This is a genomic window from Stutzerimonas stutzeri (genome assembly GCF_024448895.1).
Taxonomy (GTDB): domain Bacteria; phylum Pseudomonadota; class Gammaproteobacteria; order Pseudomonadales; family Pseudomonadaceae; genus Stutzerimonas; species Stutzerimonas stutzeri_Q.
Genome location: NZ_JAMOIC010000011.1, coordinates 138,613 through 154,235, shown reverse-complemented (window position 1 = coordinate 154,235; position 15,623 = coordinate 138,613). Strand labels below are relative to the sequence as shown.

The following is a 15,623-nucleotide window of genomic DNA, read 5'->3' as shown; positions in this document are numbered from 1 at the left end:
GAGAAGCCTGGCATGCGCTATCTGATCTTCGTAACCCTGCTCTGGGCGTTTTCCTTCAACCTAATCGGCGCCTACCTAGCCGGTCAGGTTGACAGCTATTTCGCCGTCCTGACCCGAGTGGTGCTGGCCGGGCTTGTGTTTTTGCCGTTGACACGCTGGCGGGGCGTCGCGCCCGGCTTCATCGCGGGCGTAACCCTGGTTGGCGCACTGCAATTCGGTGTGACTTACCTGTGCCTCTATCTGAGCTTCAACGTGCTAACGGTGGCCGAAGTGCTGCTGTTCACCGTGCTCACGCCCCTGCACGTGACGCTAATCGACGACGCACTCAATCGACGATTCAATCCGTGGGCGCTTGTGGCTGCAGCGGTTGCCGTGTTCGGTGCGGGGCTGATCCGCTACGACGGCGTTTCCAACGACTTTCTCGGCGGCTTCCTGCTGATGCAGCTCGCCAACTTCACCTTTGCCGCCGGACAGGTCGGCTACAAACATCTGGCACGCCGGTATCCCTCGGATATCCCGCTGTATCGACGCTTCGGCTACTTCTTCCTCGGCGCACTGGTCATCGTGCTGCCAGCCTGGCTGCTGTTCGGCAATGTCGACAAGCTGCCAACGACCAATAGCCAGTGGGCTGTGCTTATCTGGATGGGGGTATTGGCAACAGCTCTGGGGCAGTTCTGCTGGAACAAAGGCGCCACGCTGGTGGATGCCGGAACCCTGGCCGTGATGAACAATATGGCAGTGCCTGTCGGGCTTGTGCTCAATCTCGTGTTCTGGGGTACGCAGACCAACCTGCTGCTACTGACATTTGGCGGACTGATCATCCTCGGCTCATTGTGGATCAACCGAATCGGCCGACAAACGGCTTGATAAAACTCTTCCAAACCGCTGTTTTAAAATGATTTTTTATTGATACATAGATAAGATTCGCCGCCTCCGCATGGATGCATTTCTCAGTCAGTCGTCGAGAAACCCATGCGCCGTATCTGCTTGTTTGTGCTCGTCCTGCTATTCACCACCACCGCTCTCGCTGACGCACCGCGAACCTTTCGCGAAGCGAAGAAAGTGGCCTGGAATATCTACGCGGAACGCCCCATAGACTTCTATTGTGGCTGCGCCTTCAAAGGCAAGAACATCGACCTGGCCAGCTGCGGCTACATCCCACGTAAGCAACCCAAGCGTGCTGCGCGCGTGGAGTGGGAACACATCGTCCCGGCCTGGGTGATCGGCCATCAGCGCCAATGTTGGCAACAAGGCGGGCGCAAACGCTGCACTTCGAGCGACCCGGTTTTCAGCAAGGCTGAGGCCGATCTGCATAACCTCGTGCCGGTTGTTGGCGAGGTGAATGGTGACCGCAGTAACTACGGTTTCGGGATGCTGAGCGAAAAGCCCAGCCAGTACGGCGCCTGCCCCTTCGTGGTCAACTTCAAACAGCGCACCGCCATGCCGCCGGTTTACAGCCGCGGGGCGATTGCGCGCACCTACCTGTATATGAGCGAGCGCTATAAGTTGCGCCTGTCCAAGCAAGACCGTCGCCTCTATGACATCTGGAATCGCCAGTACCCGGTCAGCGAATGGGAGCAATGGCGCAATCGCAACGTGGCCTGCGCACAGGGCAACGCCAACCGTTTTGTAGGCGCAGTGGACCTCCGGCGCTGCGCCCGGTCGATATCCCGCTCCGGTTCCCTGGCGGGTCGTCAGGGCTGATCAGCCCCGCCGTCCATCAGACCTGTCCGCCTCTCAATCTGATTGCGCCGCGCCGTGCGTCCGCGGCATGCTGCCGGCACAAACGGCAACCTTGGCAGCTGCAATGCAGGACAAAACGCTCTACGCATCCCTGGCAATGCTGGTGCTGCTGGCACTGATCTGGTCCGGTGTCGCGCCCTACGATCGAGCTACCTGGCTGCTGGAGGTGGCGCCGGTACTGATTGCCGCTCCGCTGCTGCTATGGAGTTACCCACGCTTCCCGCTGACACGGCTGCTCTATTGGGTCATCGCCATTCATTCGCTGATTCTGATTCTGGGCGGCACCTATACCTACGCCCGGGTGCCGGCGGGTTTCTGGGTGCAGGATTGGTTCGAACTCAGCCGCAACCCGTACGACAAACTGGGTCATTTCATCCAGGGGGTAACCCCGTCTCTGCTCGCTCGGGAGATTCTGCTGCGCTTGCGCATCGTTGCGCCCGGCAAGATGCTGGGCCTTCTTTCGCTCTGCGTTGCGCTTGCGTTCAGCGCGTTCTACGAACTCATTGAATGGTGGGTGGCGCTGCTCGCCGGGCAAGGTGCAGAAGACTTCCTCGGGACTCAGGGCGACCCCTGGGATACCCAGTCAGACATGTTCATGGCACTGCTCGGCGCACTGATATCCGTCAGTTGGCTATCGAGAGCTCAGGACCGCCAGATCGCCCGCCTCACTCGCTCGACTGGAGTGGCGTTGCCATGAGCTACAGGCTCGGGGCCGATGCGGTGCTCATTCTGCATTTGAGCTTTATCGTGTTCGTGCTGCTAGGCGGTCTGCTGGTTGCCTGGAAACGCTACCTGCTGGTACTCCACCTGCCGGCGGTAGCCTGGGGGGTATTCGTGGAGCTGACCGGACGCCTTTGCCCCCTCACCCATTGGGAGAATCATCTGCGCAAGCTAGCCGGCGGTGCCCGCTATGAAAGCAGCTTCGTCGAGCAGTACCTGCTGCCACTCATCTATCCATCCTGGTTGAGCGTGCCTGTGCAATACCTGCTTGCAGCAGTGGTGGTGATGGTCAATCTAGCGATCTATGGCTGGGTGCTGTGGCGTTGGCGACGGGATGCAGCCGCCCCACGTAATAACCATCCCTAAAGCTTCAATTCGAATGCATCGCCATCGTGATAAGCAGGGAATTTGCTGCGAAACGCTGCCAGATCCCGGGCCCGCAGCGTAGTGCGGAACACGCCATCCGCATCCCCCGCTTCGAGTAGCGGATCCCCCAGATAATCGAGTACCTGCGAGTCTCCGCTATAAGGATAGCCCTTGCCGTCTTCGCCGACTCTGTTAACGGCCGCGACATAGCAGAGGTTCTCGATCGCGCGTGCCGGTAACAGACGATTCCACGCATTGCGACGTGCCGCCGGCCAGTTAGCCGTATACAGCAACAGGTCGGTGTCATGAGCGTCCCGGCTCCAGACCGGGAAGCGCAAGTCGTAGCAGATCAGCGGCCGCACGTGCCAGCCGTTGAGTTCGAACAGCGCTTGCTGTTCGCCGGCAGTGTAGTGCTTGTGCTCGCCAGCCATGCGGAACAGGTGGCGCTTGTCATAGTGCGAAATCTCACCATCAGGCCGCGCCCAGAGCAGGCGATTGCGGTGACTGCCGTCCGCAGCTTCGACGATCACGCTACCGGTAATGACGGCATCCACCCGCGCAGCCTGCTCCCGCAACCAGCTGTAGGTCGGGCCTTCCTCGGGTTCGGCGAGCTCGGCGGAGTTCATGGAGAACGCCGTGGTGAACATTTCTGGCAGCACGATGAGGTCAGCACCGCGGGCCTCATCCAGCAAGCCAACGAAACGCTCTCGATTGGCCTCCGCGTCCTGCCAGACGAGGGTGGTCTGGATCAGAGCCAGTTCGAGGTCGGGCAGGTTGTTCAAATCGCGCATAGTCGTTCCGCTGCCTGGCGCAGCGTCTCCTCTCGTTTGGCAAAGCAGAAGCGGACCAGCCGCGACTCTGCAGGAGGTGTTTGATAGAAAACGGAGATCGGGATAGTCGCCACGCCGTGCTCGCGGGTCAGCCATTCGGACATGGCAACGTCGTCGAGATCGGGGCGGATCGCCGAGTAATCGGCTAGCTGGAAATAGGTGCCGGCGGCGCGGGTAAAGCTGAAGCGCGATCCGGCAAGCAGGTCGCAGAACAGATCCCGCTTGGCCTGGTAGAAGCCTGGCAGCTCGCTCAGATGCTCCGGGTGCGCTGCCATGAAGTCGGCCAGCGCCCATTGCAAAGGTGTGACCCCCGTGAAACTGACGTATTGATGGACTTTGCGCAGCTCGCTGCTGAGGGCGGCCGGAGCGACGACATAGCCGGTCTTCCAGCCGGTGACGTGATAGGTCTTGCCGAACGAACTCACAACGAATGCCCGCTGATACAGCTCCTCATGACGCAGCACACTGGCGTGCTCGCGCCCGTCAAACACCAGGTGTTCATAGACTTCGTCGCTGAGCAGGTAGATATCCCGGTCGCGGATCAGATCAGCCAGGCGATCCAGATCCGCCATGTCGATCAGCGCTCCACTCGGATTGTGCGGCGTGTTGAGCACGATCATCCGAGTGCGCGGCGTAATCGCATCGGCCAGCCTTTGCCAGTCGATGTCGAACGACGGCAAGCTCAGCGCTTGATGAATACATACGCCCCCAGCGAGCTCCACCGCGGGCTCGTAGCTGTCATAGCACGGATCGAACACGATCACCTCGTCGCCCGGGCGGATGACAGCGTGTATCGCACAGAAAATAGCCTGGGTCGCTCCCGGCGTGATGGTGACTTCGCTGTCGGCGCTGACCTGGCGACCATAGAGCGAGGCGACCTTGATCGCCACCTGCTCGCGCAGCACAGGCAAGCCGGTCATCGGCGCATATTGATTGTGTCCGGCCATGACGTGACGGCTCACCGCTTCACGCAATGCATCCGGGCCGTCGAAATCCGGAAACCCTTGCGACAGGTTCAACGCACCGGTTTCGCCAGCTAGCTGCGACATGGTGGTAAAAATCGTGGTGCCGACATTGGGCAATTTGCTGATGAGCATGAACACCTTCCAACAGGCCTGCCGCTCGGACTCCGGCAGGGGGAAAAACAGAATAGCCGATCGGGGCAGCTCGATACGAGGGGTGTGCGGCGCGCAGGACCGGGCTGCTACAGTTGAAGGTACGCTCGGATCCGAGACTTACCTGCATACCCCCGGGAGCTGACCCATGCCTATCGAACTCGCCGAATCACTATGGAATGATCTGCTTGAACAGGCCGAGAGCGCCCGCGATCACGAGCCCGCGTTGAGCGCGATGTTCAAACTTATGGTGTTGGACCACGCGAATTTGGGTCGTGCGCTGGCTTTTCGGATAAGCCAGTCATTGGCCGACACGCCTGATCAGCAGAACGCGCTATTCGATCGCTTCGCCAGTACGTTTTGCCACACACCAGAGCTGGTTGATCATGCGGGCCAAGACCTGAACGCCATCGTCAGTCGTGATCCGGCCTTCGACAACGCGCTGGAGGTATTTCTGTTCTCCAAAGGCTTCCTCGCCCTGCAGGCTTACCGTATTGGTCACCGCCTGCTGCAACAGGGCGAACGCCTGACCGCGATGTTCATTCAGGCACGCTGCAACGAGCGGCTGGGCATCGATATCAACCCGGCAAGTCGGATAGGCAGGGGCATCATGCTCGATCACGGTACGGGAATCGTGATCGGTGAAACTGCCGTGGTCGGTGACGATGTATCGATCCTGCAGGGCGTCACACTGGGCGGAACGGGAAAGGAAAGCGGCGACCGTCATCCGAAGGTACGAAGCGGCGTGATGATAGGCGCTGGCGCGAAGATCCTCGGCAATATCGAAATAGGCGAAGGGGCCAAAATCGGTGCCGGCAGCGTGGTGCTGCACGCTGTCCAACCGCATACAACAGTAGTGGGCAACCCGGCTCGCCCAGTGGGCAAGCCAAAGCATGCAAGACCGGCCCTCGTCATGGACCAGTCATGCGATGAGGACGGTTGAATTCAGCGTTTGTCGCGGCGCTTCTTCTCGGCCTTCTTGTGATGCGACATCAACCGCCGCTTCTTGTTTACCTGACGGTCGGTGAGCGTGTTCTTCTTGCCCTCGTAGGGGTTTTCACCGCCCTTGTATTCAATGCGGATGGGCGTGCCCACCAGCTTGAGGACGCGCCGATAGGTATTCTCCAGGTAGCGCGTATAGGATTTCGGAATTGCGTCGACCTGATTGCCGTGAATGATGATCAGCGGCGGATTAGCGCCGCCCAGATGCGCGTATCTGAGTTTGATCCTTCGACTGGCAACCATTGGAGGCGCATGCTCGCGCACCGCATCTTCGAGGATCTGCGTCAGGCGGCTGGTCGGCCACCGGGTGACGGCTGACGTGAAGGAAGCCTGCACCGACTTGTAGAGATTGCCAACGCCGGTACCGTGCTTGGCGGAAATGAAGTGAATATCAGCGAACTCGACGAAGAACAACCGGCGCTCAAGCTCAGTCTTCACATAGTCGCGCTCGCTCGGCTCCATGCCGTCCCACTTGTTCAGCGCTATCACCAGCGCGCGACCACTTTCAAGAACGAAGCCGAGCAGGTTCAGGTCGTGTTCGACCACCCCTTCCCGGGCATCCATGACGAAGATCACCACGTTGGCGTCCTGGATGGCCTGCAACGTCTTGACCACCGAAAACTTTTCCACCGCCTCGAAAATCTTGCCCCGGCGCCGGACGCCAGCGGTATCGATCAGTGTGTATTTTTCATCGCCGCGCTCGAACGGAATGTAGATGCTATCGCGCGTTGTGCCTGCCTGGTCATAGACGATGACCCGCTCTTCGCCAAGCATGCGGTTGACCAATGTCGACTTGCCCACATTAGGACGGCCGATGATGGCGATCTTGATGCCGTCCTTCTCGCTTGGGCCGGGAATGCGTTTGAGTTCCTCGCCCTCGGCGACCGGCTCCCCCTGTTCGCCCTCGCCTTCGCCTTCGCCTTCGAGATCTTCGGCGTTGTCCTTCGGAAAGACACCAAGCGCCTGCTCCAGCATGTGAGTGATGCCGCGACCATGGGCGGCCGCGATTGGCAAAGCGTCACCCAAGCCGAGCGGGCTGAACTCGGCCCGCGCGATGTCCGGATCGATGCTGTCGACCTTGTTGGCTACCAAGAAGTGACGTTTGTTCATCTTGCGCAGGTGCTCGGCGATCATCTGATCACCCGGCGTCATGCCGGCACGGGCATCGACCATGAACATCACCGCGTCGGCTTCTTGCATGGCTTGCAGCGACTGCTCGGCCATCTTGGCGTCGATGCCTTCTTCGTCCCCGGTCAGTCCGCCCGTGTCGATGACGATGTAGGTGCGCCCCTGCCATTTGGCCTCGCCATACTGACGATCACGGGTCAGACCTGCGTACTCCGCGACGATGGCGTCACGGCTCTTGGTCAGTCGGTTAAACAGGGTGGACTTGCCAACGTTCGGGCGGCCCACCAGGGCGATTACGGGAACCATGCGGCTCTCCACTGCGATATTTCAGAAAACACGAAGGCCGCTGCAAGGCAGCGGCCAGATATAAAGGGCTCTGCCAGAGGGCGGAGCCGAGCGAACCAGGCTGTCAGTCCGCCGGGCGAATGGTCAATGCGACAAGCTTGCCGTCATTACCATAGGCATATAGCCAATCACCTTCAACGACGGGTCGGGTGCGTACACCGGCTCGCTCGATGCGGGTCCGCGCAACGAAGCGTCCGTCAACCTGACTCAGGAAGTGGAGGTAACCTTCCTTGTCGCCGACAGCCACATAGCTTGAGAAAACAGCTGGTGCAGAAAGCTCACGGCGCAACAGAGAGTCATTGGTCCACAACACGGTGTTCGACCGCTCATCAATGCCCACAACCGACCCATCAGCCTGGCTGACATAGACGCTGCCGTAGCCCATGGCAACACCGGTCGCCGTCGAAGCGTCCCGCTGCCAGAGAATCCGACCACTCTCCATATCCAGCGCAGCGGCGCGGCCCTGGAACGAAGCGACATACAGCGTACCGCTGGAAAGTAGCAGGCCACCGTCGATATCCACTACCCGTTCAAGTTCGGACCGCCCCTGAGGGATAGCGACCCGCTGTTCCCAGATAGGCAGACCGCGGCGGGTGTCCAGAGCCACGACCTTTCCGCTGGATAGACCGGCAATTGCCAGCTCGTTAGTCAGTAACGGTGATCCGGTACCGCGCAGGGTCAGAACCGCAGGCGAACTTTCATAGCTCCAGCGTTGCGCACCTGTATCGATTTCCAGCGCGATGACCCGGTCATCCTGGGTCTGAACCACAACCACGTCGCCATTAACGGCTGGGGCTGCCAGCACCTCGCTACTGACCTGGCTGCGCCAACGCTCTTCACCGCTCGAAACATCCAGGGCGAGCACTTCACCCCGCAGAGTACCCACCAGAATCAGCCCGTAGCCCGCGCCGACCGCGCCTGAGATAGGCACGTCCAGATCATTCTTCCAGTTGACCTTGCCGGTGGTGCGGTCCATCGCCACTACCCGCCCTTCGATGTCGGCCGCGAAGATCTCATTGCCATAGACGACCGGGGTCAGAAGGTTGTAGGTCTCACCCTGGCCATCTCCGATCGAACGACTCCACTCTTCTTTGAGCTGGATCTCGGGGTCAAACTTCACCAGCTCGGCGGGCTCAGGCTCTTTCTTGTCGTTGCTGCTGCAACCCGCAGCCAAAACGGCCAGGGTCAGCAGTGCTGCAGTTTTCCAACGCATCAATTCACGCCTCTCCACGAGCCAGATCGTCCAGTTTCAGCTGTAGCCCACCGATCGCGGCGTCCTGTGACAGCAATTCTTTCGCCTTGGAATATGCCGCATGCGCCTCATCAGGCCGCTCGAGCTTGACCAGCAGATCGCCGCGCAATTCTTCACGACTCGCAGCGAAGGCTTCAGCAGCTTCGCCCTTCAGCAACGCAAGCCCTTCTTCGGCCTTGTTCTGTGCAGCCAGGATGCGGGCCAGACGCTGGCGAGCCAGCTCTTCAAGCGTTTTGTCGGCAGGCTTGTCTAGCACAGCTTGCAACTCTGTCGCCGCTTCATCAAGACGGCCTGACTCAACCGCCACCTTGGCCACGAACAAGCTGCCGTACTGGGCGTAATGGGTCCCGGCAAATTCCTTCTGCAGCAGAGTGCCCAGCCGGGATACTTCCGCAGCGTCCACCTCGCCCTCGTTCAATGCCGCATTCAGCAGCTGCTGATACGCGACCGATGCGCTTTGCGCTTGATTGAGCTGATGCTTCTGCCAAAACTGCCAGCCAAATACCAGCACCAGCGCAAGTGCGCCGCCCAGTAGCAACGGCTTACCGTTGCGCTGCCACCATTCCTTGACTTGCGCCAGCTGTTCTTCATCGGTACCCGAGGTCACACTGTCACTCCTTACATTCGCTGAATTCAAACCGGTCCGATCAAGCCAGACAGGCAGCCAGACGCTCGGGCAGAGCATCCCAGGCAATGCTTTGTTGTTCGCTGTCGTCGCGCAGCGGCTTGCAACCTACCACGCGCCCGGCCAGTTCGTCGTCACCCAGAATAAGCGCGAAACGAGCGCCGCTCTTGTCAGCCTTCTTGAACTGGCTTTTGAAGCTACCGCCACCGGCATTGACCAGAAGACGAAGACCCGGCAAGGCATCACGAAGTCGCTCGGCCAGACCCAACGCCGCCAGTTCCGCTGCCTCACCGAAGGCACAGATAAATGCATGTGCTGGCGGATTGAGCTCTTCGGGAACCAGCTCAAGGGTCTCAAGCAGCAGTACCAAGCGCTCGATGCCCATGGCGAAACCTACTCCAGGGGTCGGCTTGCCACCGAACTGGGCGACCAGACCATCATAGCGGCCGCCGGCACAGACGGTGCCCTGTGAGCCGAGCTTGTCGGTGACCCATTCAAAGACGGTGCGCCCGTAATAGTCCAGCCCACGAACCAGCTTCGGATTGATCTCATAGGCAATGCCGGCCGCCTCGAGTCGGCGCTTGAGTCCGTCAAAATGGACACGCGAGTCATCGTCCAGGTAGTCATGCAAGGTCGGCGCGTCAGCCAGCAATGCCTGAGTCTGGGTATTCTTGCTGTCCAGGATACGCAGCGGGTTGGTGGTCAATCGGCGCTGGCTGTCTTCGTCCAGCTGATCGAAATGCTGCTCAAGATAGTTAACCAACGCGTCCCTGTAGGTTGCACGCGCCTCGCTCGAACCCAGACTGTTCAACTGCAGCGTAACGGCGTCCGACATACCCAGCTTCTTCCACAGCCGAGCGGTCAAGACGATCAGCTCGGCATCGATGTCCGGTCCTGGCTGATTGAAGACTTCCACACCGATCTGATGGAACTGGCGGTAGCGCCCCTTCTGCGGTTTTTCGTAGCGAAACATGGGGCCGGCATACCAGAGCTTCTGCACCTGCCCACCGCCAGTCATGCCGTGCTCGAGTACGGCACGCACGCATCCAGCGGTGCCCTCTGGGCGCAACGTAAGCGACTCGTCGTTACGGTCGAGAAAGGTGTACATCTCCTTGTCGACCACGTCGGTGCCTTCGCCGATGCCGCGGGCAAACAGATCGGTGAACTCAAGGGTTGGCAAGCGGATCTCGCTGTAGCCATAGCTATCGAGCAGCTGTGCGAAGGTAGTTTCAAGATAACGCCAGACAGGAGTCTGCGCCGGCAGGATGTCGTTCATGCCACGGATGGCTTGCAGGGACTTGCTCAATTCGATTCCTTAATCAGCTGCGCAGGATCAGCGCAGCGTCTGTCTCGGCCTTCTCTGCAGCCTTGCGGCGGATCAGCTGCTCCAATTCGTCGACCAGATTGTCGTTGTTCAGCTTTTGCGCAGGCTTGCCATCGATATAGATGAGGTTGTTCGGCGTCCCGCCGGTCAGCCCGATGTGAGCTTCCTTGGCCTCACCCGGGCCATTGACCACGCAGCCGATGACAGCAACGTCCATGGGCACCAGCAAATCATCGAGTCGCCCTTCGAGCTCGTTCATGGTCTTGACCACGTCGAAGTTCTGCCGCGAGCAGCTTGGGCATGCGATGAAGTTGATCCCTCGTGAACGCAGGCGCAGTGATTTGAGGATGTCGAAACCGACCTTGATTTCCTCAACCGGGTCAGCTGCCAAAGAGATTCGGATAGTGTCGCCGATGCCTTCAGCCAGCAGCATGCCAAGGCCCACTGCCGATTTCACAGTGCCCGAGCGCAGCCCACCGGCTTCGGTGATACCCAGATGCAATGGCTGCTCTATTTTGTCAGCCAATAGCCGATAGGCTGCGACTGCCATGAACACGTCTGACGCTTTTACACTTACCTTGAAGTCTGGAAAGTTGAGCCGATCAAGATGTTCGACGTGGCGCAGGGCAGACTCCACCAATGCTTCAGGTGTCGGCTCACCATATTTCTTCTGCAGGTCCTTTTCGAGCGAGCCGGCATTCACACCAATTCGAATCGGAATACCGCGGTCCCGTGCAGCCTCGACAACAGCGCGTACTCGATCCTCACGACCGATATTGCCGGGATTGATTCGGAGGCAATCGACCCCAAGCTCGGCCACTCGCAGCGCAATCTGATAATCGAAATGGATATCCGCGACCAGGGGCAAGGTTACTCGCTGCTTGATCTTTCCAAACGCTTCGGCCGCTTCCATTGAGGGCACAGAAACTCTGACGATGTCGGCGCCGGCATTTTGCAGGCTTTCGATCTGACCGACCGTTGCGTCGACATCGCAGGTTTCGGTATTGGTCATGCTCTGTACGGCGATAGGGGCATCGCCACCGACCGGGACATTGCCAACCCAGATCTTTCGGGTAAGCCGGCGTTTGATTGGGGACTCGCTATGCATGATTACTGTCCGAGCTTGAGGCGCGCCGTTTCACCGCGCGTTTTGCCAGAGAGACTGACGGCTTCGCCGTTGAAGCCGACCTGAACACCGGAGGCAAAGCCCAGATGCAGATCCAGAGGGGTCTTACCGACCAAGGTACGACTGCTTCCTGCCTTAGCTAGCCCGCTATAGAGCACTTTCCCATCCGCGTCAGTAACTCGCGTCCAGCAGTCAGCGGAGAAATCCAGCGTGAGGCTGCCTTCGCCTGCCGAAACGAGCTCGGACTCAACCACCGACGCAGCGCTTCCTTCTGGACTAACAGCTGGGGCATCAGCGGAAGGTGCAGCATCGACCTGCGCAGCCGGGGCGCTCGCCGTTTCCTCGACTACGGCCGGCTCATCCAACGGAAGCGACTCGGTATCAGAAACCGGGCCTTCCTCGCCCACAACAGGCGGCAGTACATCGGAGGTAGCTTCTGCTTCTGGCTCTTCAGGCTCGTCGGCGCGGTCCAACAGATGAATTTCGGTAGTACCGTCCGCAGCTTCCACCTCGATTCGCTCGAGCGCCGTAACTGACCGGTCGGACTCTGTACGAGCGGTACGGTCCTGCCACCAGAGAAACGCACCGACGCCGATCACGAGCGTCAGGATAAAGGTGAAGAAGCGCACCATCGTACGTGACAGGCGCACTGGCTGGTCAATGTGTCCAAGACTGTTGACACTGCTACCGGTGGCATCCGTACCTGTGTGCTGATCAAACTGCTGCACCAGCCGGTTCTGATCAAGACCCAGCAATTTGGCATAGGCCCGAACATAGCCCCGGGCAAACGTGTGGCCAGGCAGCTGACTGAAATCACCGGCTTCGATCTGGGTCAGCGAGCGTTCGGAGAGATTGAGCTGCTTGGCCACGGATGAAAGCGGCCAGCTTTTGCTTTCGCGTGCGGCGCGTAGCGTTTCTCCAGGGTTGGCCAGAGACGTCGAGGCAGCGGCTTCAGAATGTGGCGCTATCATCGTTGCTCCGATAGAAACTGTTGATATTCAGGAGTACCAGGGTAGAGGCGCTTGAGCTGCAGGCCCAGGCTTGCCGCCTGATCCCGGTCCTGATGAATGTTGGCCAGACGAATCCCCAACAGCAGACTGCGGGCATTCTGCTCGGAAAGACTGCTGAAGCCCTCGTAGTAGCGCTTCGCCGGGACGTATTGCTTGTCCTCGTAAGCCATCAGGGCCAGCTCAAGCAATGCGCGGGGCTGACGACTGTCCAGGCGCAAGGAGCGGGTGAAATATGTCTCGGCCTGTTCGCGCTGACCAAGCTTAAGGGCGGTCATACCCATGTTTTGGAAGACATGAGAACGCCCGGAATAGAGATTGTCTTCAGATGCTTTAGCGAAACGCTCCATGGCTTCCTGATAGCGTTTCTGTTCGAAGAGGAAGCTGCCGTAATTGTTAAGAATACGGGCGTCGTTGCGGCTGGAAAGGGCCTTGCGATAGTGCTCGTCAGCCAGCTGGTTCTCCATCTCGTTCTGGAACACCAGTGCCAGCGCAGCATGCGCATCGGCGCTGTTTGGATCCAGCTCGAGCGCCTTACGCAACGGTGTCTTGGCGCGGGAAGCCTCACCCTGCTGCAGATAACCGATGCCAAGCTGAATGTAGGCGTCCCGTGCCTCATCGCGCCCTTCCGAGGTACGCATCGGGTTACCCGATCCGGAAGATACACAGCCTGCCATAAGGCCGGCGAGCAGAAACAGCAGCGCAACGCGCAAAATCATCAACAGCATCTCCCTCAGGAACGGTTCGAGGCAACGGGCGCCGTCACTGGCTCAGATTGCAGTTCACGCACCGCGATGTAACGCTCGCTTCGGCGTGTCCTATCGAGCACCTGACCAACCAGCTGGCCGCAAGCAGCATCGATATCTTCGCCACGCGTGGTACGTACCGTCACATTGTGCCCGGCTTTATGGAGGATGTCCTGAAATCGACGAATCGCATTGTTGCTTGGCCGCTCATATCCGGAATGCGGGAAAGGATTGAACGGGATCAGGTTGATCTTGCAGGGGATTTTGGCTAAAAGCTTGACCACCTGCTCGGCATGCTCGGGCTGATCGTTCACACCTTGCAACAGCGTGTATTCGATTGTCAGGACCCGCTTTTCACCGAGATTGGAAATGTATCGCTGACAGGCAGCAAGCAGCATTTCCAACGGGTATTTCTTGTTGATGGGAACAAGCTGGTCGCGCAGTGCATCGTTCGGTGCATGCAGTGACAATGCCAGCGAGACGTCTATCACCTTGGACAGCTCGTCGATCATCGGCACCACGCCGGACGTGGAAAGGGTCACCTTCCGCTTGGAAATGCCGTAACCCAGGTCATCCATCATGATGTGCATCGCGGCGACAACATTGTCGAAGTTCAGCAACGGCTCTCCCATTCCCATCATCACCACATTGGTAATGGCGCGATCTACCTTCGCCGGAATGGTGCCGAACGATTTGTTTGCAATCCACACCTGGCCAATTACTTCTGCAGCGGTGAGGTTGCTATTGAAGCCTTGCTTGCCAGTCGAGCAGAAACTGCAGTCGAGGGCGCAGCCAGCCTGAGAGGACACGCAAAGAGTGCCGCGACCTCCTTGGGGAATGTATACGGTTTCCACACAACTGCCCGACGCCACGCGGACGACCCATTTGCGGGTACCGTCGGTAGAGATGTCTTCGCTGACAATTTCAGGGCCGCGGATCTCAGCGGAGGCCTTGAGCTTTTCGCGCAAGGCCTTGCCAATGTTGCTCATGGCGTCGAAGTCATCGACGCCAAAATGGTGAATCCACTTCATGACCTGACCGGCACGAAAACGCTTTTCCCCGATTGAATCGAAGAAGCTCTCCAACTGAGGCTGAGTCAGCCCGAGCAGATTTACTTTACCGGTCGTAGCAGTCATCTGAATTCACCTTCGCTTATCAGCGAATGCGGGCGCACACTTCGGTGGCGGAGAAGAAGTAGGCGATTTCGCGTGCAGCGGACGCTTCGGAGTCGGAACCGTGAACGGCGTTCTCGTCGATGGACACGGCGAAGTCGGCGCGAATGGTGCCTGCTGCGGCTTCTTTCGGGTTGGTGGCACCCATCAGCTCACGGTTCTTGGCAATTGCATCTTCGCCCTCGAGAACCTGCACGATCACCGGACCGGAAACCATGAAAGCGACCAGATCCTTGAAGAATCCGCGCTCGCTGTGCTCGGCGTAGAAACCACCAGCTTCACGCTCGGACAGCTGGACCATCTTCGAAGCGACGACACGCAGACCAGCCTTTTCAAAACGAGAGGTGATCTCACCGACAACGTTTTTGGCGACGGCGTCAGGCTTGATGATGGAGAAAGTGCGTTGCAGGGCCATTTGTAACTCCAGAAATCTAAAGGTTAAAGCGAACAAGTAAACCCGCGAATTATACGCGGGTCCTATATGAAAATATAAGAGCAGTGGGCGGCTACCGACTCATGACAGCTGACCCACCAGAGAGTGTAGCCAACTCGGTCTATACGCAGCTTTGCCTAAACTTCCTCGATCCAGGCTGCCTGTATCGCCTCAAGTACTTTCTCACCGCCACGCGTCGGATCATCCGAAAAATCCGGAAGTTCGACGACCCAGCGGTGCAGCTGGACGAAGTTGACGTAACGGGGGTCCACCTCGGGCTTACTTTCGGAAAGCTCGATTGCGATATCCAACACATCTGCCCATTTCAGCGCCATTCCTCACCCCGCATTCAATGGCCTTCCGAGACTTGATTGATGGTGTATTTGGGAATCTCGACCACGAGGTCTGTTTCCGCCACAGCTGCCTGACAGGACAGGCGCGAATTGGGCTCGAGCCCCCATGCCTTGTCGAGCATGTCGTCCTCCAATTCGTCAGACGCTTCCAGCGATGCGAAACCTTCACGAATCACGACGTGACAGGTTGTGCATGCACAGGACTTTTCGCAAGCATGTTCGATATCTATGCCGTATCGCAGCGCGGCATCCAGCACCGTCTCACCGGGCTGCGCGTCGACAACAGCCCCTTCCGGGCAATGGTCGGCATGGGGCAGGAATACTATCTGCGGCATC

Annotated in this window: 18 protein-coding genes; 5 read left to right on the top strand and 13 right to left on the bottom strand. The window is 58.9% G+C overall.

What is annotated here, in order from left to right; translation table 11 throughout:
- The first annotated feature begins 12 nt into the window (after positions 1–12).
- From NA619_RS14840 to NA619_RS14825, 4 genes are all read left to right on the top strand, one after another.
- On the top strand, positions 13–867 hold the full coding sequence (locus tag NA619_RS14840; protein ID WP_255962614.1) for a carboxylate/amino acid/amine transporter: 855 nt from the start codon (positions 13–15) through the stop codon (positions 865–867).
- Between the two features lie 105 nt (positions 868–972).
- Complete coding sequence (locus NA619_RS14835; RefSeq protein ID WP_255962613.1) at positions 973–1,704, top strand: endonuclease; 732 nt, start codon at positions 973–975, stop codon at positions 1,702–1,704.
- Positions 1,705–1,807: 103 nt separating this feature from the next.
- The gene (locus NA619_RS14830; protein ID WP_255962612.1) at positions 1,808–2,440 is read left to right on the top strand and encodes a DUF2238 domain-containing protein; all 633 of its coding nucleotides are present in this window, start codon (positions 1,808–1,810) and stop codon (positions 2,438–2,440) included.
- A complete protein-coding gene (locus NA619_RS14825; RefSeq protein WP_255962611.1) occupies positions 2,437–2,829 on the top strand; it encodes a DUF2784 domain-containing protein in 393 nt (130 codons plus the stop codon). The genes NA619_RS14830 and NA619_RS14825 overlap by 4 nt, the downstream gene beginning before the upstream one ends.
- On the opposite strand, the gene NA619_RS14820 is transcribed toward NA619_RS14825, so the two are convergent.
- Together NA619_RS14820 and NA619_RS14815 are read right to left on the bottom strand one after the other, a co-directional pair.
- The gene (locus NA619_RS14820; RefSeq protein ID WP_255962610.1) at positions 2,826–3,620 is read right to left on the bottom strand and encodes an amidohydrolase; all 795 of its coding nucleotides are present in this window, start codon (positions 3,618–3,620) and stop codon (positions 2,826–2,828) included. The genes NA619_RS14825 and NA619_RS14820 overlap by 4 nt on opposite strands.
- Positions 3,608–4,756 carry a pyridoxal phosphate-dependent aminotransferase gene (locus NA619_RS14815; protein ID WP_255962609.1) on the bottom strand — a complete coding sequence of 383 codons (1,149 nt, stop codon included), beginning with the start codon at positions 4,754–4,756 and terminating at the stop codon, positions 3,608–3,610. The genes NA619_RS14820 and NA619_RS14815 overlap by 13 nt, the downstream gene beginning before the upstream one ends.
- Before the next feature lie 166 nt (positions 4,757–4,922).
- Between NA619_RS14815 and cysE the strand changes: the two genes are divergently transcribed.
- A complete protein-coding gene (cysE, locus tag NA619_RS14810) occupies positions 4,923–5,717 on the top strand; it encodes a serine O-acetyltransferase (RefSeq protein WP_255962608.1) in 795 nt (264 codons plus the stop codon).
- Between the two features lie 2 nt (positions 5,718–5,719).
- Here cysE and der read toward each other — a convergent pair whose 3' ends face one another.
- From der to fdx, 11 genes are all read right to left on the bottom strand, one after another.
- Positions 5,720–7,210: a ribosome biogenesis GTPase Der gene (der, locus tag NA619_RS14805; protein ID WP_255962607.1), complete on the bottom strand. Its 1,491-nt coding sequence runs from the start codon at positions 7,208–7,210 to the stop codon at positions 5,720–5,722.
- Between the two features lie 103 nt (positions 7,211–7,313).
- Entirely contained in the window at positions 7,314–8,462 is a 1,149-nt protein-coding gene (gene bamB / locus NA619_RS14800) for an outer membrane protein assembly factor BamB (protein WP_255962606.1), read from the bottom strand.
- A 4-nt stretch (positions 8,463–8,466) separates the two neighbouring features.
- Complete coding sequence (locus NA619_RS14795) at positions 8,467–9,108, bottom strand: tetratricopeptide repeat protein (protein ID WP_255962605.1); 642 nt, start codon at positions 9,106–9,108, stop codon at positions 8,467–8,469.
- 40 nt (positions 9,109–9,148) lie between these two features.
- Positions 9,149–10,432, bottom strand: a complete 1,284-nt coding sequence (gene hisS / locus NA619_RS14790) for a histidine--tRNA ligase (RefSeq protein ID WP_255962604.1) — start codon at positions 10,430–10,432, stop codon at positions 9,149–9,151.
- 13 nt (positions 10,433–10,445) lie between these two features.
- Positions 10,446–11,558, bottom strand: coding sequence for a flavodoxin-dependent (E)-4-hydroxy-3-methylbut-2-enyl-diphosphate synthase (ispG, locus tag NA619_RS14785; RefSeq protein WP_255962603.1), 1,113 nt, complete (start codon positions 11,556–11,558; stop codon positions 10,446–10,448).
- 2 nt (positions 11,559–11,560) lie between these two features.
- Positions 11,561–12,547, bottom strand: a complete 987-nt coding sequence (locus tag NA619_RS14780) for a RodZ domain-containing protein (RefSeq protein WP_255962602.1) — start codon at positions 12,545–12,547, stop codon at positions 11,561–11,563.
- A complete protein-coding gene (gene pilW / locus NA619_RS14775) occupies positions 12,544–13,302 on the bottom strand; it encodes a type IV pilus biogenesis/stability protein PilW (RefSeq protein ID WP_255962601.1) in 759 nt (252 codons plus the stop codon). The genes NA619_RS14780 and pilW overlap by 4 nt, the downstream gene beginning before the upstream one ends.
- 14 nt (positions 13,303–13,316) lie before the next feature.
- Complete coding sequence (gene rlmN, locus NA619_RS14770) at positions 13,317–14,465, bottom strand: 23S rRNA (adenine(2503)-C(2))-methyltransferase RlmN (protein WP_255962600.1); 1,149 nt, start codon at positions 14,463–14,465, stop codon at positions 13,317–13,319.
- 19 nt (positions 14,466–14,484) lie between these two features.
- Positions 14,485–14,916, bottom strand: coding sequence for a nucleoside-diphosphate kinase (ndk, locus tag NA619_RS14765; RefSeq protein ID WP_255962599.1), 432 nt, complete (start codon positions 14,914–14,916; stop codon positions 14,485–14,487).
- A gap of 155 nt (positions 14,917–15,071) precedes the next feature.
- Positions 15,072–15,269, bottom strand: a complete 198-nt coding sequence (gene iscX / locus NA619_RS14760) for a Fe-S cluster assembly protein IscX (RefSeq protein WP_255962597.1) — start codon at positions 15,267–15,269, stop codon at positions 15,072–15,074.
- A 14-nt stretch (positions 15,270–15,283) separates the two neighbouring features.
- Positions 15,284–15,622, bottom strand: a complete 339-nt coding sequence (fdx, locus tag NA619_RS14755) for an ISC system 2Fe-2S type ferredoxin (RefSeq protein WP_255962595.1) — start codon at positions 15,620–15,622, stop codon at positions 15,284–15,286.
- Position 15,623 lies beyond the last annotated feature (1 nt).

Bases quoted from the DNA above. Each gene is read 5' to 3' on its own strand.
- fdx (WP_255962595.1), bottom strand. From the start codon at position 15,622: ATGCCGCAGATAGTATTCCTGCCCCATGCCGACCATTGCCCGGAAGGG.
- der (WP_255962607.1), bottom strand. From the start codon at position 7,210: ATGGTTCCCGTAATCGCCCTGGTGGGCCGCCCGAACGTTGGCAAGTCC.
- bamB (WP_255962606.1), bottom strand. From the start codon at position 8,462: ATGCGTTGGAAAACTGCAGCACTGCTGACCCTGGCCGTTTTGGCTGCG.
- iscX (WP_255962597.1), bottom strand. From the start codon at position 15,269: ATGGCGCTGAAATGGGCAGATGTGTTGGATATCGCAATCGAGCTTTCC.
- NA619_RS14835 (WP_255962613.1), top strand. From the start codon at position 973: ATGCGCCGTATCTGCTTGTTTGTGCTCGTCCTGCTATTCACCACCACC.
- NA619_RS14815 (WP_255962609.1), bottom strand. From the start codon at position 4,756: ATGCTCATCAGCAAATTGCCCAATGTCGGCACCACGATTTTTACCACC.
- NA619_RS14780 (WP_255962602.1), bottom strand. From the start codon at position 12,547: ATGATAGCGCCACATTCTGAAGCCGCTGCCTCGACGTCTCTGGCCAAC.
- ndk (WP_255962599.1), bottom strand. From the start codon at position 14,916: ATGGCCCTGCAACGCACTTTCTCCATCATCAAGCCTGACGCCGTCGCC.
- NA619_RS14830 (WP_255962612.1), top strand. From the start codon at position 1,808: ATGCAGGACAAAACGCTCTACGCATCCCTGGCAATGCTGGTGCTGCTG.
- NA619_RS14820 (WP_255962610.1), bottom strand. From the start codon at position 3,620: ATGCGCGATTTGAACAACCTGCCCGACCTCGAACTGGCTCTGATCCAG.
- pilW (WP_255962601.1), bottom strand. From the start codon at position 13,302: ATGATTTTGCGCGTTGCGCTGCTGTTTCTGCTCGCCGGCCTTATGGCA.
- cysE (WP_255962608.1), top strand. From the start codon at position 4,923: ATGCCTATCGAACTCGCCGAATCACTATGGAATGATCTGCTTGAACAG.
- ispG (WP_255962603.1), bottom strand. From the start codon at position 11,558: ATGCATAGCGAGTCCCCAATCAAACGCCGGCTTACCCGAAAGATCTGG.
- NA619_RS14825 (WP_255962611.1), top strand. From the start codon at position 2,437: ATGAGCTACAGGCTCGGGGCCGATGCGGTGCTCATTCTGCATTTGAGC.
- NA619_RS14840 (WP_255962614.1), top strand. From the start codon at position 13: ATGCGCTATCTGATCTTCGTAACCCTGCTCTGGGCGTTTTCCTTCAAC.
- rlmN (WP_255962600.1), bottom strand. From the start codon at position 14,465: ATGACTGCTACGACCGGTAAAGTAAATCTGCTCGGGCTGACTCAGCCT.